The organism is Streptomyces sp. NPDC088553, from assembly GCF_044752965.1.
Taxonomy (GTDB): domain Bacteria; phylum Actinomycetota; class Actinomycetes; order Streptomycetales; family Streptomycetaceae; genus Streptomyces.
Genome location: NZ_JBIVMG010000002.1, coordinates 926,648 through 946,789, shown reverse-complemented (window position 1 = coordinate 946,789; position 20,142 = coordinate 926,648). Strand labels below are relative to the sequence as shown.

The 20,142-nt window shown below is 73.5% G+C and carries 22 protein-coding genes; 19 read left to right on the top strand and 3 right to left on the bottom strand.

The window, feature by feature from the left end; all coding sequences use genetic code 11:
- Positions 1 to 5: 5 nt before the first annotated feature.
- From ACIP8Z_RS09210 to ACIP8Z_RS09180, 7 genes are all read left to right on the top strand, one after another.
- Positions 6 to 689, top strand: coding sequence for an ABC transporter permease (locus ACIP8Z_RS09210; protein WP_402080692.1), 684 nt, complete (start codon positions 6 to 8; stop codon positions 687 to 689).
- The gene (locus ACIP8Z_RS09205; protein WP_402080689.1) at positions 686 to 1,360 is read left to right on the top strand and encodes an ABC transporter permease; all 675 of its coding nucleotides are present in this window, start codon (positions 686 to 688) and stop codon (positions 1,358 to 1,360) included. Before ACIP8Z_RS09210 ends, ACIP8Z_RS09205 begins: the two co-directional genes overlap by 4 nt.
- A 44-nt stretch (positions 1,361 to 1,404) precedes the next feature.
- Positions 1,405 to 2,325, top strand: coding sequence for an ABC transporter substrate-binding protein (locus tag ACIP8Z_RS09200; RefSeq protein WP_402080858.1), 921 nt, complete (start codon positions 1,405 to 1,407; stop codon positions 2,323 to 2,325).
- 177 nt (positions 2,326 to 2,502) lie between these two features.
- Complete coding sequence (locus tag ACIP8Z_RS09195; protein WP_402080686.1) at positions 2,503 to 3,987, top strand: cellulase family glycosylhydrolase; 1,485 nt, start codon at positions 2,503 to 2,505, stop codon at positions 3,985 to 3,987.
- 76 nt (positions 3,988 to 4,063) lie between these two features.
- A complete protein-coding gene (locus ACIP8Z_RS09190) occupies positions 4,064 to 5,371 on the top strand; it encodes an alpha/beta fold hydrolase (protein WP_402080684.1) in 1,308 nt (435 codons plus the stop codon).
- 147 nt (positions 5,372 to 5,518) lie between these two features.
- Positions 5,519 to 6,451 (top strand): SIS domain-containing protein, encoded by a 933-nt coding sequence (locus ACIP8Z_RS09185; protein ID WP_402080681.1) that lies wholly within the window; start codon positions 5,519 to 5,521, stop codon positions 6,449 to 6,451.
- Positions 6,448 to 7,200: a PIG-L deacetylase family protein gene (locus ACIP8Z_RS09180; RefSeq protein WP_402080678.1), complete on the top strand. Its 753-nt coding sequence runs from the start codon at positions 6,448 to 6,450 to the stop codon at positions 7,198 to 7,200. Before ACIP8Z_RS09185 ends, ACIP8Z_RS09180 begins: the two co-directional genes overlap by 4 nt.
- A 60-nt stretch (positions 7,201 to 7,260) precedes the next feature.
- Here the strand turns inward: ACIP8Z_RS09180 and ACIP8Z_RS09175 are convergent, their stop codons facing one another.
- The 3 genes from ACIP8Z_RS09175 to ACIP8Z_RS09165 all read right to left on the bottom strand — a co-directional run bounded on the left by ACIP8Z_RS09175 (position 7,261) and on the right by ACIP8Z_RS09165 (position 9,740).
- Positions 7,261 to 7,761, bottom strand: coding sequence for a GNAT family N-acetyltransferase (locus tag ACIP8Z_RS09175; protein WP_402080676.1), 501 nt, complete (start codon positions 7,759 to 7,761; stop codon positions 7,261 to 7,263).
- Between the two features lie 71 nt (positions 7,762 to 7,832).
- Complete coding sequence (locus ACIP8Z_RS09170) at positions 7,833 to 8,612, bottom strand: VOC family protein (RefSeq protein ID WP_402080673.1); 780 nt, start codon at positions 8,610 to 8,612, stop codon at positions 7,833 to 7,835.
- 168 nt (positions 8,613 to 8,780) lie between these two features.
- The gene (locus ACIP8Z_RS09165) at positions 8,781 to 9,740 is read right to left on the bottom strand and encodes an NAD(P)/FAD-dependent oxidoreductase (RefSeq protein WP_402080671.1); all 960 of its coding nucleotides are present in this window, start codon (positions 9,738 to 9,740) and stop codon (positions 8,781 to 8,783) included.
- 66 nt (positions 9,741 to 9,806) lie between these two features.
- On the opposite strand from ACIP8Z_RS09165, the gene ACIP8Z_RS09160 reads away from it, so the two are divergent.
- The 12 genes from ACIP8Z_RS09160 (at position 9,807) to ACIP8Z_RS09105 (ending at position 19,950) form a co-directional block, all read left to right on the top strand.
- On the top strand, positions 9,807 to 10,397 hold the full coding sequence (locus ACIP8Z_RS09160; protein WP_402080668.1) for a helix-turn-helix domain-containing protein: 591 nt from the start codon (positions 9,807 to 9,809) through the stop codon (positions 10,395 to 10,397).
- A gap of 68 nt (positions 10,398 to 10,465) precedes the next feature.
- Positions 10,466 to 11,434 carry an NADPH:quinone oxidoreductase family protein gene (locus ACIP8Z_RS09155; RefSeq protein WP_402080665.1) on the top strand — a complete coding sequence of 323 codons (969 nt, stop codon included), beginning with the start codon at positions 10,466 to 10,468 and terminating at the stop codon, positions 11,432 to 11,434.
- Positions 11,431 to 12,612 (top strand): acyl-CoA dehydrogenase family protein, encoded by a 1,182-nt coding sequence (locus ACIP8Z_RS09150; protein WP_402080662.1) that lies wholly within the window; start codon positions 11,431 to 11,433, stop codon positions 12,610 to 12,612. Before ACIP8Z_RS09155 ends, ACIP8Z_RS09150 begins: the two co-directional genes overlap by 4 nt.
- The gene (locus ACIP8Z_RS09145; protein ID WP_402080659.1) at positions 12,609 to 13,715 is read left to right on the top strand and encodes an acyl-CoA dehydrogenase family protein; all 1,107 of its coding nucleotides are present in this window, start codon (positions 12,609 to 12,611) and stop codon (positions 13,713 to 13,715) included. The genes ACIP8Z_RS09150 and ACIP8Z_RS09145 overlap by 4 nt, the downstream gene beginning before the upstream one ends.
- A 182-nt stretch (positions 13,716 to 13,897) precedes the next feature.
- A complete protein-coding gene (locus tag ACIP8Z_RS09140) occupies positions 13,898 to 15,514 on the top strand; it encodes an ABC transporter substrate-binding protein (protein WP_402080657.1) in 1,617 nt (538 codons plus the stop codon).
- Complete coding sequence (locus tag ACIP8Z_RS09135; RefSeq protein WP_402080654.1) at positions 15,511 to 16,503, top strand: ABC transporter permease; 993 nt, start codon at positions 15,511 to 15,513, stop codon at positions 16,501 to 16,503. The genes ACIP8Z_RS09140 and ACIP8Z_RS09135 overlap by 4 nt, the downstream gene beginning before the upstream one ends.
- Entirely contained in the window at positions 16,496 to 17,332 is an 837-nt protein-coding gene (locus tag ACIP8Z_RS09130; RefSeq protein ID WP_402080651.1) for an ABC transporter permease, read from the top strand. The genes ACIP8Z_RS09135 and ACIP8Z_RS09130 overlap by 8 nt, the downstream gene beginning before the upstream one ends.
- Positions 17,329 to 18,342 carry an ABC transporter ATP-binding protein gene (locus tag ACIP8Z_RS09125; protein ID WP_402080648.1) on the top strand — a complete coding sequence of 338 codons (1,014 nt, stop codon included), beginning with the start codon at positions 17,329 to 17,331 and terminating at the stop codon, positions 18,340 to 18,342. The genes ACIP8Z_RS09130 and ACIP8Z_RS09125 overlap by 4 nt, the downstream gene beginning before the upstream one ends.
- Positions 18,335 to 19,006, top strand: a complete 672-nt coding sequence (locus ACIP8Z_RS09120) for an ABC transporter ATP-binding protein (RefSeq protein WP_402080646.1) — start codon at positions 18,335 to 18,337, stop codon at positions 19,004 to 19,006. The genes ACIP8Z_RS09125 and ACIP8Z_RS09120 overlap by 8 nt, the downstream gene beginning before the upstream one ends.
- On the top strand, positions 19,003 to 19,398 hold the full coding sequence (locus ACIP8Z_RS09115; protein ID WP_402080643.1) for a hypothetical protein: 396 nt from the start codon (positions 19,003 to 19,005) through the stop codon (positions 19,396 to 19,398). The genes ACIP8Z_RS09120 and ACIP8Z_RS09115 overlap by 4 nt, the downstream gene beginning before the upstream one ends.
- Complete coding sequence (locus ACIP8Z_RS09110; protein WP_402080640.1) at positions 19,382 to 19,636, top strand: hypothetical protein; 255 nt, start codon at positions 19,382 to 19,384, stop codon at positions 19,634 to 19,636. The genes ACIP8Z_RS09115 and ACIP8Z_RS09110 overlap by 17 nt, the downstream gene beginning before the upstream one ends.
- Before the next feature lie 119 nt (positions 19,637 to 19,755).
- Positions 19,756 to 19,950, top strand: coding sequence for a hypothetical protein (locus ACIP8Z_RS09105; RefSeq protein ID WP_402080637.1), 195 nt, complete (start codon positions 19,756 to 19,758; stop codon positions 19,948 to 19,950).
- Positions 19,951 to 20,142 lie beyond the last annotated feature (192 nt).

The window sequence follows — 20,142 nt, the reverse complement described above, 5'->3', positions numbered from 1 at the left end:
GGAGGGTGACCGCGCCGCCGCCCGACGACTGCCTCGCCCGCAACGAGTGGGTCTGCGGCGCCTATCTCTCCACCCGGAGCGAGATCCTCGGCGATGCCGTCGTCCAGCACCTCCAGCTGACGGCCGTCTCCGTCGCCCTCGGCCTGGTGCTCGCCCTCCCCCTCGCGATCGCCGCCCGCCGGTGGCGCTGGGCGGCCGGGCCCGTCCTCGGGGTCACCACGCTCCTGTACACGATTCCGGCGCTCGCGATGTTCTCGCTGCTCCTGCCCGTGTACGGGCTGTCCGCCTCCCTGGTCGTGGCCGGGCTCGTCCTGTACTCCCTCACGCTCCTCGTCCGGAACATCCTGGCCGGGCTCCGCGCCGTCCCCGAGGAGACCCGCCAGGCCGCCCGCGGCCTGGGATACGGTCCGGTCCGGCTGCTGCTCGCCGTCGAGCTGCCGCTCGCCGTGCCCGCCGCCATGGCCGGCCTCCGGATCGCCACCGTCTCGGCCGTCTCCCTCGTCACGATCGGCGCGATCGTCGGCCACGGCGGACTCGGCAACCTCATCTACTCGGGCATGAACACCTACTTCAAGGCCCAGGTGCTCACCGCCTCCGTGCTCTGCGTCGTGATCGCGGTCGCCGCCGACCTGCTCCTCCTCGGCGCGCAACGGCTGCTCACCCCCTGGACCCGCGGACAGGCCGCATGACCACCCTCGCCGACGCCTGGTCCTGGCTCACCACCTCCGCGCACTGGTCCGGCGAGAACGGCGTCTGGCACCGGCTCGCCGAGCACCTCTTCCTCACCGTCGTCTGCCTCGCCATCAGCTGTGCGATCGCCCTGCCCGTCGCGCTCGTCCTCGGGCACCTCGGCAAGGGCGGCGCGCTCGCCGTGAACCTCTCCAACGTCGGCCGGGCCGTTCCCACCTTCGCCGTCCTCGTCCTGCTCCTCCTCAGCCCGATCGGCTCGTACGGCGAGTGGCCGACGATCATCGCGCTCGTCCTGTTCGCCGTGCCCCCGCTGCTGACCAACGCGTACGTCGGGATGCGCGGCGTCGACCGCGACGTCGTCCGGGCCGCCCGGGGCATGGGCATGACGGGCCGCCAGACCCTGACCCTGGTGGAGGTGCCGCTCGCGCTGCCGCTGATCCTGACCGGTGTGCGGATCGCCGCCGTCCAGCTCGTCGCCACCGCCTCCGTGGCCGCGCTCGCCGGCGGCGGCGGGCTCGGCCGGATCATCACGGCCGGGTTCAACCTCGCCTCCACCCCACAGGTCGTCGCCGGCGCGTGCCTCGTCGCCGTCCTCGCGCTGCTCGTGGAAGGGGTCTTCGAGGGCGTCCAGCGCCTCGCCCCCGTCGGCGCCCGGGGGAGCGGCCGGTGAGCGGACCGCCCCGCCCGCCCCGGGGCGCCGCCCTCGGTCTCCTCCTGGCGGCCTGCGCCTTCCTCGGCGGCTGTGCGACGGGACCCTCCCTGGAGGCCCAGGGCGAGGTCACGGCACCACCGGGCGACAGCCGCCGGCTGACGATCGGCTCGGCCGGGTTCACCGAGAGCGACCTGCTGGCCCAGATGTACGCCCTGCTCCTCGAGGACGCCGGGTACGGGACGAAGATCCTCTCCGTCACCAATCGCGAGCTGTACGAACCGGCCCTGGAGCGCGGTCAGATCGATGTCGTGGCGGAGTACGCGGCGACCTTCGCCGACTGGCTGAACGCCAAGGTCAACGGGGCCGACGCCCCGACCGTCGGCTCGCCCGACCCGGTCGCCACGATGAAAGCCCTCCGCGGGCTGGCCACCCCCCGCGGCCTCACCGTCCTCGACGCGGGCCGGGCCGTCGACCAGAACGCCTTCGCCGTCACCGCCGAGTTCGCCGCCGCCCACCGGCTGAAGACCCTCAGCGACCTCGGCGGCACCGGCCTCCCGATCCGCCTGGCGGCCGGTGACGAATGCGTCCGGCGGCCGTACTGCGCCCCCGGTCTGCGCGAGGTCTACGGCATCGACATCACCGCCGTCGACCCCAAGGGCGTCGGCACCACCCCGGCCAAACAGGCCGTCCAGAACGGCCAGGACCAGCTGGTGCTCACCACGACCACCGACGCCACACTCGACGCGTTCGGGCTCGTCCTGCTCGCCGACGACAAACGCCTGCAGAACGCCGACCACGTGGTGCCCGTCGTCAACCGCGCCCGGGCCGGCGGCGAGCGCGTCACCCGGGCGCTGTCCCGTCTCAACACGGTCCTGACCACGGCCGATCTGGCGCGGCTCAACGAACAGGTGGACAGCTGGCGGCGCCTCCCGGAGGACGTGGCGCGGAACTATCTCGTGACGAAAGGGCTCGTCCCGCGCTGAGTTCGGAGGTCCCTCACCGTCAGCCCGCTGAACTGCGTCTCTTGTCATGACCCTTGCGAGGCGGTTCGAGGCCCTGCTATTCATCCGTTAGGAAAGTTTCCTTCCAGTCCAGACGCGCTTTCGTCAGCATCCCTCGGCCTTCCCCAAGGCCTCGTTCGTCGTTCCGTGGAGACCCCCATGACTTCGGCACGATCCGCACGACTCCGCACCCGCGTCGGCCATCGACCGGGCGTCCGACGCCTCGGCGTCGCCGGAACCGCCCTCGGCGCGCTGCTCCTCGGCCTCGCCGTCACGCCGCCCACCGCGACCGCCGCCCCCGTCACCTACGAGGCGGAGGCGGCCACCGTCTCCCGGGGCGCCGTCGAGTCCAACCACACCGGATTCACCGGCGACGGATTCGTCAACTACGAAAACGCCACCGGCAGTTACGTCCAGTGGAACGTCAACGCCGCCCAGGCGGGCCCCGCGACCCTCACCCTGCGCTACGCCAACGGCACCACCACCGACCGCCCCATGGACATCGCCGTCAACGGCGCCGTCGCCGCCTCCGGCAGGTCCTTCGCCGGCACCGGCGCCTGGACCACCTGGGCGACCACCACCGTCACCACCACCCTCAAGGCCGGCGCCAACACCATCCGCGCCACCGCCACCACCGCCAACGGCGGCCCCAACGTCGACCACATCAAGGTCGACGGCGCCACCACCCAGCCGCCCACCGGCACGACCCCCGCCGCGATCAACGGCCAGCTCAAGGTCTGCGGCACCAAGCTCTGCAACACGTACGACAAGCCGATCCAGCTGCGCGGCATGTCCAGCCACGGCACCCAGTGGTACAGCCAGTGCCTGACCGGCGGCTCGCTCGACGCCCTCGCCAAGGACTGGAACGCCGACGTCCTGCGCGTCTCCACGTACGTCCAGGAGGAGGGCTACGAGACCGACCCGCGCAAGTACACCGACCTCGCCCACTCCCTCATCGAGCAGGCCACCGCGCGCGGCATGTACGTCATCGTCGACTGGCACATGCTCGACCCGGGCGACCCGCACTACAACCTCGCCCGCGCCAAGACCTTCTTCACCGAGATCGCCCAGCGCCACGGCTCCAAGACCAACCTGCTGTACGAGATCGCCAACGAGCCCAACGGCGTCGCCTGGTCCCGCGTCAAGAGCTACGCCGAGCAGCTCATCCCGGTCATCCGCGCCAAGGACGCCGAGACCCCGATCCTCGTCGGCACGCGCGCGTGGTCCTCGTTCGGAGTCTCCGACGGCGCGAACGAGTCCGAGGTCGTGTCCAACCCGGTGAACGCGACCAACATCATGTACACCTTCCACTTCTACGCGTTCTCGCACCGCGACGAGTACCTGAACACTCTCTCCCGCGCCGCCGACAAGCTGCCCGTCTTCGTCACCGAGTTCGGCACCCAGAACTACGCCGGCGAGGGCAGCAACGACTTCGCCATGTCGCAGCGGTTCCTCGACCTCATGGCCAGCAAGAAGATCAGCTGGGTCAACTGGAACTTCTCCGACGACGAGCGCAGCGGCGCCGTCTTCAAGACCGGCACCTGCGACGCCGGCGGCCCCTGGGCGGGCACCGGCTCGCTGAAGCCCGCCGGCGTCTGGATCCGGGACCGCGTCAGGACGGCGGACAACTTCCCGACCTCCTGACGCCCCTCCTCCGGTACGCCCCCGCCATGTGATCCACTGTCCTGGCGGGGGCGTACCGAACAGGAGCAGCGACAGCGTGACCACCTACCGGCAGCCCGGACTCGTCCTCACCGACCACCGCTTCCCCGTCCCCCTCGACCACGCCCGCCCCGACGGCGAGCGGATCGAGGTCTTCGGCCGTGAGGTCGTCGCGAGCGGCAACGCCGGCCCGGGCCGCGAGCAGCTCCCCTGGCTGGTCTACCTGGAGGGCGGTCCCGGCTTCGGCGCCCGCCGGTTCATCGGCCCGCAGGCCTGGCTCGGCCGGGCCGTCCAGGAGTTCCGCGTCCTCCTCCTCGACCAGCGGGGCACCGGCCGCTCGACCCCCGCCAACCGCCAGACCCTGCCGCTCCGCGGCACCCCCGCCGAGCAGGCCGAGTACCTCACCCACTTCCGCGCCGACTCGATCGTCGAGGACTGCGAGCTCATCCGCCGCCGGCTCACCGGCGGCGCCCCCTGGACCGCCCTCGGCCAGAGCTTCGGCGGCTTCTGCGCCGTCCACTACCTCTCGACCGCGCCCCAGGGCCTGGAGCGGGTCCTGATCACCGGCGGTCTGCCGTCCCTGCACGCCACCGCCGACGAGGTCTACCGCGCCGCCTACCCGCGGATCCGGCGCAAGAACGAGGCCCACTACGCCCGCTACCCGCAGGACGCCGAGCGGGCCCGCGCCATCGTCGCCCACCTCCTCGACCACGAGGTCACCCTGCCCGGCGGCGGCCTGCTCACCCCCGAGGCCTTCCAGTCCCTCGGCATCCTCCTCGGCTCCGGCGACGGCACCCACCAGCTCCATCTGCTCCTCGAAGGCGCGTTCGTCCCCACCCCCGGCGGGCCCGCGCTCGCCGACGCCTTCCTGGAGCAGGTCCAGGCCCACCTGTCGTACGCCGGACACCCGCTGCACGCCGTGCTCCACGAGGCCATCTACGCCCAGGGGAAGGGCCCCACCGACTGGGCGGCCGAGCGGGTCCGCGCCGAACACCCCGAGTTCGACGCCCGCGCCGCGCTCGCCGAGGGACGGCCGCCGCTCTTCACCGGCGAGACCGTCCACCCCTGGCACTTCACCACCGACCCCGCCCTGCGCCCGCTCCGCGAGACGGCGGAACTCCTCGCCGCCCGCACCGACTGGACCCCGCTGTACGACCCCGAGCGCCTCGCCGACAACCGGGTCCCGGTCGCCGCGGCCGTCTACCACGACGACATGTACGTGGACACCGGCCACTCCCTCGACACCGCGCGCACGATCCGCGGCCTGCGCAGCTGGGTCACGGACGAGTTCGAGCACGACGGGGTACGGGCCGGGGGACCGCGCGTCCTGGACCGGCTGCTCGCGCTCGCCCGCGACGAGATCTGATCGCCGGGGGAAGGGCAGCGTGCGGCCGGCGGTGGCGCGCAAAAGTCCAAGGGCTGGACCTCCCCTGCTCATGGAGTGCACCGGACGGATCCCGGTAGAACTCGGTCCGGGTCCCGTGCGGGGGCCTGCCGAGGAGAGGACCCGGACATGAGCACCCACGTCAGCGCGGAGATCGCCGGCCAGCCCGACTGCTGGCGCCGCGCCGCCGAGATCGCCGACCGTGACGCCGGCCTGCTGCCGGCCCGCGGCGAGCGGGTGGCGGTGGTCGGCTGCGGCACCTCGTACTTCATCGCCCGCGCCTACGCGGCGCTGCGCGAGTCCCTCGGCGCGGGCGAGACCGACGCGTTCCCCGCCTCCGACTCCACACCGCTCGGGCGCGGTTACGACCGCGTCGTGGCCCTCACCCGCTCCGGTACCACCACGGAGGTCGTCCAGCTCCTCGCCGGCGCGGCGGGGCGCGTCCCGACCCTGGTCCTCACCGGAGTGCCCGACAGCCCCGCGGGGCAGCTCGCCGACCGGGTCCTCGACCTCGGGTTCGCCGACGAACGCTCCGTCGTCCAGACGCGGTTCGCGACCACGGCCCTCCAACTCCTGCGCGCGGGACTCGGGGTGGACCTGGGACCCGCCATCGCCGACGCCGAACTCGTCCTCTACGAGCGGCTGCCCGCCGCGTGGGAGCGGCGCGGCCAGTTCACCTTCCTCGGCGCCGGATGGACCGTCGGGCTCGCCGACGAGGCCGCCCTCAAACTGCGCGAGGTGGCCCGCGTCTGGACGGAGTCGTACGCGGCGATGGAGTATCGCCACGGCCCGATCAGCATCAGCGACCGGTCCAGCCTCGTGTGGTGCCTCGGCCCCGCGCCCTCGGGGCTCAAGGACGAAGTGGAGTCCACCGGTGCCCTGTTCGCGGCCGACGCGATCGACCCGGTCGCCGCGCTCGTCCGCGCCCAGCGGCTCGCGGTCGCGCTCGCGGTGCGCCGGGGACTCAACCCCGACCGGCCCAGGAACGTGTCGCGTTCGGTGATCCTTTCCGGAGCGTTCCGCCCGAGCGCGTCGGAGGCGGCCCGTATCCTGCGGTCATGACCGGAACCGATGTCACGGACCTCGCGGAGATGCCCGGCGACTGGCAGCGCGCCCTCGCCGTCGTCGCCCACCCCGACGACCTGGAGTACGGCTGCGCGGCGGCCGTCGCCGCCTGGACGGACGCCGGGAAGGAAGTGGCCTACGTCCTCGCGACCCGCGGTGAGGCCGGCATCGACACGATCGCCCCGGACGCCTGCGGCCCGCTGCGCGAGCGGGAGCAGCGGGACAGCGCCGCGGTCGTCGGCGTGGACACGGTGGAGTTCCTCGACCACCGTGACGGTGTGATCGAGTACGGGCTCGGGCTGCGCCGTGACATCGCGGCGGCGATCCGCAGGCACCGCCCGGAGTTGGTCATCACCCTCAACCACCGTGACACCTGGGGCGGGAGTCCCGGCGCCCCCTGGAACACCCCCGACCACGTGGCCGTGGGCCGGGCCACGCTCGACGCGGCGGGGGACGCGGGCAACCGCTGGATCTTCCCCGAGCTCGCCGACCAGGGACTGGAGCCCTGGAACGGGGTGCGCTGGGTGGCGGTCGCGGCGTCCAGCACCCCGACCCACGCGGTGGACGCGGCCCCGGGTCTGGACCGCGCGATCCGCTCGCTGCTCTGTCACCGCGCCTACATCGAGGTCCTGACGGACGAGGACCCGGAGCAGTACGTCCGGTCCTTCCTCACCGCGGCGACGGGCCAGGCGTCCGCCCGCTTCGGCGGCCGCCCGGCGGTGGCCTTCGAGCTCTTCGGGCGCTGACGGGGCGGGGTCGGGCGCTGACGGGGCGGGGCCAGGGGCTGGTGGCTCGGGACTCGGGCCTCAGGGACGACGGGTGAGCACGCGAGTGGTGCTGCCGTCGTCCTCGGTGATGTCGCGGACGTGCTCGAATCCGATCCTGCCGAGCAGCCTCAGCGAAGCGACGTTGGCCTCGGCCACGGTGGCGTGCACCTCGGCCAGGCCGAGCGTGCCGAAGCCGTGGTCCACGAGTGCCTCGGCCACCTCCGTACCGAGCCCCGAACCCCAGGCCGCGGGCGCGAGCGCGTACACGATCTCGTGCCCGCCGACGTCCTGGGACGGCTTGATCTCGGCGTGCCCGACCAGTACCCCGTCCCGGCGCACGGCCCAGACGGCGAACAGCTCCTGGGCGTAGACCTTCGTGAAGATCCGCCCGAACAACGCCCGCACGTCCTCCTCGGGAGCCGGCCCGTCCCCCATCCACGCCGACACCCGGGGATCCCGGAAGAGCGCCGTGAACCCCTCCTCGTCCTCGGGGACGTAGGGCTGAAGCACAAGGCGCTCGGTGCGCAGCGAAGGGATCATGGATCCGGACGCTACCCACGGGGCACCGGCCGGGCAATCGACTTTCGCCGGTGGGGGATCGTGCTGTCCGGTCAGCCCATCGGAGCCGGCTTGAGGACCGCGAAGGCCGCGCCGAACGGGTCGGCGAGCCAGGCGATGCGGCCGACGTCGGGGATGTCGGCCGCGGGCATCAGGACCGAACCGCCGTTGCCCTGGGCCGCGGTGACGATCGCGTCCGCGTCCTCGACGGCGAAGTACACGATCCAGCGTGGGCCTTCGTTCGTGTCCTGGAGTTCGGCCGCGCCGCCGAAGGAGGTGTCCTGCTGGTCGCCCTCGGCGGTCGAGAGGACCCGGTACCTCATGCCGGGCGCGTCCATCTCCGCCGACCGCCAGCCGAACAGCGTCCGGTAGAAGGCCAGGGTGCCCTCCGGGTCCGCCGTGTGCAGCTCCACCCAGACGAGGGTGTTCGTCGAGGACGTGCGGTCGAGGCCCTTGGTCGTGCCGGGCTGCCAGATCGCGAACCGCGCGCCGCCCGGGTCGGTGAGGGCGGCCATCCGGCCCGCCTCCATGACGTCGAACGGCGCGAGGCGTACGGCGCCGCCCGCGGATACGGCGTCCTTCGCGGTGGCGTCCGCGTCGGGGGTCCGGAAGTACACGGTCCAGGCGCTGGACGCGCCCTCCTCGGTGAGCGGTCCGAGCGCGGCGACGGTGCTGCCGTCCTGCTGGAAGAATCCGTATCCGCCGGCCTCGGGACCCGCCGAGCGGAACTCCCAGCCGAGGACGGCGGAGTAGAAGGCGGCGGCCGCCTCCGTGTCCGGGCTGCCGAGGTCGATCCAGCAGGGGGAGCCCTTGGTGAACTGCGTACCGAGCATGGGAGGTGTCCTGTCCTTCCGTGAGCCGTCGTCCGTGTGCGGAGTGCCTGTGCCGTCGTCCGGGTGCCGGGTGCCGGGTGCCGGGTGCCGTGGACCATGTCCCGTTACCGGCCACCGTGACCGATCCTCGTCCCTCGGCCCACGCGGCGCAGCCTCAACCGCCGCGGTTCATCCGACCGGCCGACCGGCCACCTTCTCCTCCAGGTCGCCGAACACCAGGTCGCTGTTGAGCGCGGCCGCGGCCCGGTAGCCCCGGCTCACCGCGTTGACCACCTGCTCCTGCGGACCCGTCACGTTCCCGGCCGCCCACACGCCCGGCACGCTCGTCCGCCCCACCTCGTCCACCACCACGAACTCCCCGAACGGGGTCTCGCGCAGCTCCGCGCCCAGCTGCCGCAGCACCCCGTCACGCGCCGCCAGGCGGGTCGCCGCCGCGAAGACCACCGAGCGGGCCACGGTCCGCCCGTCGGCGAGCCGCACCCCGGTCAGCCGGTCGTCCTCCACCGCGAACCCCGCCACCTCACCCCGCTCGACCCGGACGCCCGCCGCGTCCAGGAGCGCCGCCTCGTGCTCCGACGGCTCGGCCGAGGTGTGCAGGAACAGGGTCACGTCCTTCGACCAGTGCGCCACCATCAGCGCCTGGTGCGCGGGCATCGTCGGATGCGCGATCACCCCGAACGCCTCGTCACGGACCTCCCAGCCGTGGCAGTACGGGCAGTGCAGCACGTCCCGTCCCCAACGCCCGGCCAGTCCGTCGATGGCCGGGAGCTCGTCGACGAGGCCCGTCGTGACGACGAGCCGCCGCGCGCCGACCGTCTCCCCGTCCGCCAGGGTGAGGACGAACCCGCCGTCCCCGTCCGGTGCCGCGCCCGTCACCTCACCGGTCCGCAGCTCGACCCCGTACCCGGCGATCTCGGCCCGGCCGGCCGCCAGGTAGTCGGCGGGGCTCATGCCGTCCCGGGACAGGACGCCCTGCATGTGCGCGGTGGGCGCGTTCCGCGGCTCGCCGGCGTCGACGACCAGGGTCCGGCGCCGCGACCGGCCCAGCAGCAGGGCGGCGCTGAGCCCCGCCGCGCCCCCGCCGACCACCACGGCCTCGTACGTGTCGTTCTCCAGGTGTGCGTTCATGGGCCGAGCGTCGCCCGAGTCCACGGGCTGAGCAAATGAGCTTGCCGTTTCTGCAAAACTGGACGTATGACCGAAGACGATCGCATCGACGCCGTGCTCCACGAGGTCGGCCCCCGCCTCCGCCGGGTCCGCCGTGACCGCGGGGTGACCCTGGCCGAGCTCTCCGCGGACACCGGAATCTCCGTGAGCACCCTCTCCCGGCTGGAGTCCGGGCAGCGCAGGCCCAGCCTCGAACTGCTCCTCCCGCTCGCCCGCGCCCATCAGGTCGCGCTCGACGAACTGGTCGGCGCCCCGGCGACGGGCGACCCCCGGGTCCGGGCCAGGCCGATCGTGCGGCACGGCCGCACGATGTACCCGCTGACCCGGCAGCCCGGCGGCCTCCAGGCGTACAAGGTCGTCCAGGAGAAGCCGCAGCAGGAGGAGCCGGAGCCGCGCGTCCACGAGGGGTACGAATGGCTGTACGTGCTCTCCGGGAGGCTCCGGCTCGTCCTCGGCGAGCACGATGTCGTCCTCGGCCCCGGCGAGGCGGCCGAGTTCGACACCCGCGTCCCGCACTGGTTCGGCCCGACGCCCGACGGCCCGGTGGAGTTCCTGAGCCTCTACGGGCCGCAGGGGGAGCGGATGCACGTCCGCGCCCGTCCGAAGAAGTCCGGCTGAGCGGTTCCCCTCGGAGCAAGCGACCGCTTAGTATGCGACCGACCGCTCGGTACGGAGGAGGCTTCCGGATGCAGGCATGGCGTGTGTACGAGAACGGGGAACCGCGCGCGGTGATGCGCCGCGAGGAGGTGGCACCGCCCACGCCCGGCGACGGCCAGGTCCTCCTCAAGGTTCGCGCCGCGAACGTCAACTTCCCCGACGCGCTGCTCTGCCGCGGCCACTACCAGATCCGCCCCCCGCTGCCGTTCACCCCCGGCGTGGAGGTCTGCGCCGAGACCGAGGACGGCCGCAGGGTCATCACCACCGCCGCCCTCCCGCACGGCGGCTTCGCCGACCACGTCCTCGCCGACGCCGCCGGGCTGCTCCCCGCCCCCGAGTCGCTCGACGACGCCGAGGCCGCCGCGCTCCACATCGGCTACCAGACCGGCTGGTTCGGCCTGCACCGCCGCGCCGCCCTCCAGGAGGGCGAGACCCTCCTGGTCCACGCGGCGGCCGGCGGCGTCGGCAGCGCCGCCGTCCAGCTCGGCAAGGCCGCCGGCGCCACCGTCATCGGGGTCGTCGGCGGGCCGGAGAAGGCCGCCGTGGCCCGCGCGCTCGGCTGCGACCTGGTGATCGACCGGCGCTCCGAGGACGTCGTCGCCGCCGTCAAGGCCGCGACCGGCGGCCGCGGCGCCGACGTGATCTACGACCCCGTCGGCGGCGAGGCCTACCAGCAGTCCGCGAAGTGCGTCGCCTTCGAGGGCCGGATCGTGATCGTCGGCTTCGCGAGCGGCACGGTCCCGGCACCCGCCCTCAACCACGCCCTGGTGAAGAACTACTCGGTCCTCGGCCTCCACTGGGGCCTCTACGCGGCGAAGGACCCCGCCTCGATCGGCCGCTGCCACGAGACCCTCACGGCCTATGCGGCCAAGGGCCTCATCAAGCCCCTCATCGGCGAACGCGTCCCCTTCGCGGGCGCGGCGGACGCCGTTCAGCGCGTCGCCGACGGCACCACCACCGGCCGCCTGGTCGTCCTCCCGGAAGGAGCCCGCGCATGACCGACGCCGAGGAACTCCTCGTACGCACCAGGAAGCTGCTGGCCGAGCACCCGCCCGCCACCACCGACCGCACCGACTTCCTGCGCGCCCGCTTCGACGCCGGCCTCGCCTGGGTGCACTACCCCGCCGGACTCGGCGGACTCGACGCGCCCCGCGCGCTGCAGGCCGTCGTCGACGCCGAACTCACCGCCGCCGGAGCCCCCGACAACGACCCGCGCAAGATCGGCATCGGCCTCGGCATGGCGGCCCCCACCGTCCTCGCCCACGGCACCGACGAGGTCAAGGAGCGCTTCCTCCGTCCGCTGTGGGTCGGCGAGGAGGTCTGGTGCCAGCTGTTCAGCGAGCCCGGGGCCGGATCCGACCTCGCCGCGCTCGCCACGAGGGCCGTCCGCGACGGCGAGGACTGGGTGGTGGACGGGCAGAAGGTGTGGACCTCCAGCGCCCACACGGCCCGCTGGGCCATCCTCATCGCCCGCACCGACCCGGACGCCCCCAAGCACCGGGGCATCACGTACTTCGTCTGCGACATGACCGACCCCGGTGTCGAGGTCCGGCCGCTGCGCCAGATCACCGGCGAGGCCGAGTTCAACGAGGTCTTCCTCACCGGCGTCCGCATCCCCGACGCCCACCGCCTCGGCGAGGTCGGCGACGGCTGGCGGGTCGCCCAGACCACCCTCATGAACGAACGGGTCTCCATCGGCGGAGCCCGCATCCCCCGCGAGGGGGGCATGATCGGGAAGGTCGCCACGACCTGGCGCGAGCGCCCCGAGCTGCGCACCCACGACCTGCACCGGCGCCTCCTCGACCACTGGGTCGACGCCGAGGTCGCCCGGCTCGCCGGGGAGCGGCTCCGCCAGCAGCTCGTCGCGGGCCGGCCCGGCCCCGAGGGCAGCGCCATGAAGCTCGCGTTCGCCCGCCTCAACCAGGCCATCAGCGGACTGGAGGTCGAACTCCTCGGCGACGAGGGCCTGTTGTACGGGGAGTGGGAGATGTGCCGCCCCGAACTCGTCGACTTCACCGGCCGCGACGCCGGCTACCGCTATCTGCGGTCCAAGGGCAACTCGATCGAGGGCGGCACCAGCGAGGTGCTGCTCAACATCGTCGCCGAGCGGGTCCTGGGCCTGCCGCCCGAGCCCCGCAACGACAAGGACGTCGCCTGGAAGGACCTCGCCCGATGACGGAATCGTCCGAACTGACGGAACAGCCGCTCGACCTCCTCTACTCCGAGACCGAGGACGACCTGCGGGCCGCCGTCCGCGCCCTGCTCGCCGACCGGGCCGGCCACCAGACCCTCCTTGGCCGGATCGAGACGGACAGCCCCTACGTCCCCGGCCTGTGGAAGTCCCTCGCGGGCGACATCGGCGTCGCCGGACTCCTCGTCCCGGAGAAGCTCGGCGGCCAGGGCGCGAGCCACCGCGAGGCCGCCGTCGTCCTGGAGGAGCTGGGCCGCGCGGTGACCCCGCTGCCGTACCTGACGAGCGCGGTGGTGGCCACCGAGACCCTGCTCGCCCTGGCGGGGGAGAGCGACGCGGCGGCCGGACTCCTCGCGGAGCTGGCGGGCGGCCGTACGGTCGCGGCCCTCGCCGTACCGCTGTCGACGGCGCCGGACGCGGAGCTCCCGCTCGGTGGGGCGGTCGCGGCGGTGGCCGACGCCGGCGCCGCCGACGTGTTCCTCGTCCCGCGGGCCGACGGTCTCTACGCCGTACCCGCCGACGAGGCGACCGTCGAGCCGCAGACCCCGCTCGACCTCACGCGCCCGCTGGCCACGGTCACCACCGGTGCCGGGAGCGGCGCCCGGCTCGCGGGCCCCCACGCGGCCCGTGCGGCGGTCCGGCGCGGGTTGCTCGCCGGGGCCGGACTCCTCGCATCGGAGCAGCTCGGCCTCGCCGAGTGGTGCCTGGAGGAGACCGTCCGGTACACCCGCGAGCGCCACCAGTTCAACCGGCCCGTCGGCTCCTTCCAGGCCCTCAAGCACCGCATGGCCCAGCTCTGGCTCGACCTGGTCGGGGCCCGGGCGGCGGCCCGCGCCGCCGCCGACGCCCTCGCCACCGGCAGCACGGACGCCCCGCTGATCGTGGCCGTCGCGCAGGCGTACTGCTCCAGGGTCGCCGTCCGGGCGGCCGAGGAGTGCGTCCAGCTGCACGGCGGAATCGGGATGACCTGGGAGCACCCGGCGCACCTGGCGCTCAAGCGGGCCAAGTCGGACCAGATCGCGCTCGGCTCCACGGGCCGGCACCAGGACGCGATCGCCGCCCTGGTCGGCCTGGCGCCGCCGGCCTAGCAGGGACGGCGCCGCCCCGGCTGATACGGCCTGGTACGGCGCCCTCCCGGCCGACCCGGCGCCGCCCTCACGCCTGGTCCCACGCCCCCTGTAAGGGGCCGCCGCGTCCACACCCCTTTACATACTGTTTAATTGCAAGCTGTTCGCAATAACAGTTGATCTCCAAAAGGGGTGTGGACACGATGACCGCCCGATTCCTCCGCGGCACGGCCGCCGCGACGCTCGCGGGGGCCACCGCCCTCACCGCGGCGGCCTGCACGAACCCCGGCTCCACCGCCGGGGCCTCCGGCGGACCCAAGGATTCCGCGGTCGTCGGCATCGCCTACGAGCCCGAGACCCTCAGCCCCCTCCTCGGCTACGGCAAGGACGGCAACTCCAAGATCTTCGACGGGCTCCTCGCCTTCGACGCCGACATGAGGCTGAAGCCGGCGCTCGCCACCAAGCTGCCCGACATCGCCGACGGCGGGCTCACCTACACGTACACCCTCCGCGACGGGGTCACCTTCAGCGACGGCGCCCCGTTCACGGCCAAGGACGTCGTCTTCACCTACCGGACGATCCTCGACCCGAAGACGAACAACGCCTCGCGCACCGAGCTCGACGCCCTCAAGAGCGTCGAGGCGGTCGGCGACGACACCGTCGTCTTCCACCTGAAGTACCCCTACGCGCCCTTCGCCGAGCGCACCGTCCACGCCATCGCCCCCGAGCACGTCGCCGCGAAGCAGGACGTCAACACCGGCGCCTTCACCACCAAGCCGATCGGCACCGGCCCGTACGTCCTCACCGGCTGGTCCAAGGGCGAGAAGCTCAGCTTCACGGCCAACCCGACCTACTGGAACGGCGCGCCCGCGGTGAAGAAGTTCACCATGGCGATCATCAAGGACGACGACGTCCGCGCCACCCGGCTCCGCGCCGGCGACCTCGACGGCGCCGTCCTGCCGCCGAACCTCGCCGCCGGATTCAAGGGCGACAAGACGAAGAAGACCTGGCAGGCGAAGACCTACGACTACCGCACGGTCACCCTGCCCACCCACAACGAGGTCGCCGGCGACACCGACGTCCGCCGCGCCCTCGACATCGCCGTCGACCGCCGGGCCATGGTCGACAAGATCCTCGAAGGAGCCGGAAAGCCCGCCTACGGGCCCGTCCCCACCGACAGCCCCTGGTTCGCGAAGGGCACCGAGCGCCGCCACGACCTCGCCGGCGCGCGGAAGATCCTCGACGAGGCGGGCTGGAAGCCCGGCCCCGACGGCATCCGCGTCAAGAACGGCGTCCGCGCCTCCTTCCCGCTCTGGTACCTCTCCGGCGACAAGCTCCGCCAGGACCACGCCCTCGCGTACGTCTCCGACGCCAAGAAGGCCGGGATCGACATCAAGGCCCAGGCCGGTACCTGGGAGGTCATCGAGCCCCGGATGAAGACCGACGCCGTCCTCGCGGGCGGCGGCGCACCCGGCGACCCCGACTTCGACCAGTACCTGCTCCTGAAGTCGAGCCTCGCCGGCGACGGCTTCAACAACATGGCCCGGTACGACAACAAGACCGTCGACCGCGCCCTCGACGAGGGCCGCCGCACGAACGACCTCACCAAGCGCCGCGCCGCGTACGACACCGTCCAGCGCGAACTGGTGAAGAACCCCGGCTACACCTTCCTCACCCACATCGACCACCTCTACGTCGTCGACGACAACTGGGACGGGCCGAGCACCCAGACCGAGCCGCACGACCACGGCCTCGCCTCCGGCCCCTGGTGGAACGTCGAGAACTGGAAGCCGAAGCCCGCCGGAGCGACGAAGAAGTGAAGCGCCGCCTCCCCTGGGGGCCCATGGCACGGATGACGGTACGGCGTGCCCTGGCCGCCGTCCCCGTCCTCCTCGCCGTCACCTTCGCGGTGTTCGCCGTCGCCGAAGCCTCCCCGTTCGACCCCGTCAAGGCCTACGCCGGCACCGCCGGACTCACCGCCTCCCAGGACAACCTCGACCAGCTCCGTGCCAACCTCGGCGTCGACCGGCCCCTCCTCACCCGCTGGTGGGAGTGGCTCACCTCCGCCCTCACCGGCGACCTCGGCGACTCCGCCGTCATGCGCAGGCCCGTGGCCGAGGTCATCGGCGAACGGCTCGGCTGGTCCGTGCTCCTCGCCGTCACCGCGTTCCTCGTGGCCATCGCCCTCGGCACCCTCCTCGGCGTCCTCGCCGGGCGCCGCCGCGGCGGCCTGATCGACCGGGCCGTCAGCTCGGTCGCGTACACCCTGGAAGCCGCCCCGGCCTTCTGGCTCGGCCTCCTCGCCATCTGGTTCTTCGCGCTGCAGCTCGGCGTGCTGCCCGCAGGCGGACTCACCGACACCGCGAGCGACACCGTCACCGCCGACCAGGTCGCCCGCCACCTCGTGCTGCCCGCACTCGTCCTCGGCGTCTCCCAGCTGCCCTGGTTCTTCCTGTACGTCCGCCAGGGCGTCGGCGACGCCCTCGACGAGGACCCCGTACGCGGCGCCCGCGCCCGCGGTCTACGGGAGTCCACCGTCCTCACCGGCCACGCCCTCCGCTCCGGAATGCTGCCCATGCTCACCCTCATCGGCTCCCGCGTGCCCGAGCTGATCACCGGAGCCCTCCTCGTGGAGACCGTCTTCAGCTGGCCCGGCATCGCCGCCGCCACCGTCCAGGCCGCCACCTCCGTGGACTTCCCGCTGCTCGCCGCGCTCACGGTCCTGGCCACGGCCGCCGTCCTCCTCGGCAATCTGCTCTCCGACCTCCTCTACGGACTCGCCGACCCGAGGGTGGGCTTCGATGGCTGACCCGCGCACCCACCGCCTGCGGCTCTGGAGCTCCGCCCTCGTCGTCGGCGGCGTCCTCCTCGCGGTCCTGGCCGTGCCGCCGCTCGTCCAGCTCGACGAACAGGCCGTCGACCTCTCGCGGAAGCTCCTCCCGCCGTCCTGGGAGCACCCCTTCGGCACCGACGACCTCGGCCGCGACCTGCTCCTGCGCTGCGTCTACGGCCTGCGGGTCTCGCTGCTCGTCGGCCTGGTCGCCGCGCTCGTGGCCACCGTCGTCGGCACCGCCGTCGGCGCGGCCGCCGGGGCGCTCGGCGGCTGGATCGACCGCACCCTCATGCGGCTCGTCGACGCCTTCTCCTCCGTGCCGCACCTGCTGCTCGGCATCTTCGTGGTGGCCCTCTTCCGGCCCGGCGTCTGGCCGGTGATCGCCTCCGTGGCCGTCACCCACTGGCTCTCCACCGCCCGGATCGTGCGCTCCGAGGTCCTCTCCCTGCGCACCCGGCCCTTCGTCGAGGCCGCGATCTCCGGCGGCGCCACCCGATGGCGCGTCGCCGTCCGCCATCTGCTGCCCGCCGTCCTGCCGCAGGCGGGCCTCGCGGCCGTCCTGATGGTCCCGCACGCCATGTGGCACGAGTCCGCGCTGTCCTTCCTCGGCCTCGGCCTCCCGAGCCACCAGGCGAGCCTCGGCAACCTCGTCCAGAACGCCCGCTCCTCGCTCCTCGCCGGATACGGCTGGCCCACCCTCTTCCCGGGCCTGCTGCTCATCGTCCCGACCCTCGCCATCGCCGGCCTCGCCGGCGTCTGGCGCGACCGCCTCAACCCGCGCCGCCGATCGGAGCTCATGCTGTGACCGCAGAGAACGTGCTCCGCGCCCTCGACGCCGTCGCCGCCGGGCGGGCGGAGGACGCGGTCCTCAGCGTCCGCGACCTGAGCGTCCGGTTCCGGCTGCGCGGCGGGCGGACCGTCGAGGCCGTCAGCGACGCCGGCTTCGACCTCGGCGCGGGGGAGTGCCTCGCCCTCGTCGGCGAGAGCGGCTGCGGCAAGTCCGTGCTGGCCTCCGCCCTCCTCGGGCTGCTCCCCGGCAACGCCGAGACGTCCGGCACGGCCCTGCTCGCGGGCCCCGAGGGCGACGCCGCGACGGATCTGCTCGCGGTCGGCGAGAAGACCCTCGCCCGCACCGTGCGGGGCCGCCGCGTCGGACTCGTCCCGCAGAGCCCCGCCGCCCACCTCACCCCCGTCCGCACCGTACGGTCCCAGCTGGAGGAGACCGTCCGCGCGCTCACCGGCACGTCCCGCCGCGCCCGCCGCAAGGCCGCCGAGGACGCCGCGGAGCGGGCCGCGTTCCCGGCCGGACACCTCGACCGGTACCCGCACGAGCTGTCCGGCGGACTCGCCCAGCGCGCCGCCACCGCCCTCGCTCTCATCGGCGACGCGCGGCTGCTGCTCGCCGACGAGCCGACCACCGGCCTCGACCGCGACCTCGTCGACCGGACCGTCGACGAACTGCGCCGCCACGCGGACGACGGCCGCGCCCTGCTCCTCATCACCCACGACCTGGCCGCCGCCGCGCGCATCGCCGACCGTGTCGCCGTCATGTACGCGGGCCGCATCGTCGAGATCGCCCCCGCCCACCGCTTCTTCGGCCCCGCCGGCCCCCGGCATCCCTACGCCCGGGGTCTGCTCGACGCGCTGCCCGACCGGGCGTTCACCCCGATCCCCGGCATGCCGCCGGAGCTCTCCGCCCTCCCGGAAGGCTGCGCCTTCGCCCCGCGCTGCCCACTGGCCACCGAACTCTGCTCCACCCGACCGGAGTTCACGGCCAACCTGGCCTGTCACCACCCGGAGCACCCCCGTGCTTGAACTCGACACCGTCACCGCCGGATACGACCGCCGCGCCCCCGTCTTCCGGGGTGCCTCGCTCACCGTCGCCCCCGGCGAGTCCGTCGGACTCCTCGGCCCCAGCGGCTGCGGCAAGTCCACCCTCGCCCGGGTCGCGGCGCTCCTCCACCGCCCGGACGCGGGCCGCCTCGTCCTCGACGGCACCGAGGTCACGGCCTGGCGTCACCGCGCGCCGCGCGAACTCCGCACCGCCGTCGGCGTCGTGTTCCAGCAGCCCCGCACCGCAGCCGACCCCCGCCTCACCCTCGCCGACCTCCTCGTCGAGCCCCTCCGGGCCACCGGCCGGCGAGCCGATGCGGCCGCCCGCCTCGCCGAACTCGCCCCGGCCGTCGGCCTCACCCCCGACCTGCTCGGCCGCCGCCCGCACGAGGTCAGCGACGGCCAGCTCCAGCGCGCCTGCCTGGGGCGGGCCCTGGCGCTGCGCCCCCGCTGGCTGGTCTGCGACGAGATGACCGCGATGCTCGACGCCTCCACCACGGCCGCCCTGGTCGCCGCCGTCGAGACCTACCGCGAGGAGACCGGCGCGGGCCTCCTCGCCGTCGGCCACGACCGGGTCCTGCTGCACCGCTGGTGCGACCGTACGGTGGAGTGGAAGGACTGCCTGCCCGCCGAGGAGGGACCGTGACCGTGGAGTCCCCATGGACGCCGGCCGCCGAGGACGACCCGCTGGACGGCCTGCGCGCCGCCCTCACCGCCGCCCCCTGCGGCTACGAGCCGGAGTCGGGGTACCCGGACGCCTGCTGGATCCTGCACCCCGTGCACGACGAGGGTGTACGGCTCCGCTGGGACCAGGTCCTGGCCCGGGAGGGCCGACGGCTCGCCGACTGGCCGGGCACCCTGTCGCACCTGGTCTTCGAGGGCGTGACGGGGGGCGGACGACCTGGAAGGGCCCGATCCGGCGGAGCTGGACCGCACCACCCTCGCCCGGCTCGTCGGGCACCTGGCGAGGAGCGGGCCCTCGGGGCACGACACTCCGTGCGGTGCCGCCCAGGCCCCCGTGATGAACCGTCCGGGTGAGGAGCTGGCCGCCCGGCGGGGCCGGCTCGGTGACGCGCTCACCCATCACGACACCACGCCCGAGTTCCGGTTCCCCGCCACCTGGTGGGCGGCCGACGGGAGTTGGCTCGTCCTCAGCGACGTGGACCTGAGTGCGACCGAGGTCTTCGGGACCACCGCCCTGATCGAGGCGCTGCTCGCCGATCCGGAGCTCGACGCCGTCCGCCGGCCGGGCATCGCCGAGACCCTCCGCGGCTGACGCCGGCCGAATCTCACCCGTATGGCCGCCCCGCCATTCGCCCGGACGGACCGCGCATTCCGCCACACTGTCCGCCGAACGCCGCAATTCCGGTGCGGCGACGGAGGGACGTGAACGCGATGGCCGTTTCCATTTCTGTCGTGGTGCTGCTGCTGGTGCTGGCCGTGATCTTCCTGCGCAGCGGTGGACTCAAGGTCACCCATGCGCTCGTCTGCGCCCTGCTGGGCTTCTTCCTCGCCGGCACCAGCATGGCGCCGACCATCCACAACGGGGTCGCGGCCACCGCCAACGTGGTCTCCAGCCTCAACCCGTGATCACCATCCGACCATGAACTCCCTGTGAAACACGGGGCAGTTGCACGCACAACTCACGCACTCGGGCCTGGCGTCGGCCGCCGGCGCGACAGTTCGTCGGCAACCCGAGGAGCCGCATCGGCCACGCACCCGCCCCGAAGACGAGCCCGCGCGCTCACGCTGATCGCGTTCGCCGCCGCCGGCGTCGCCGAC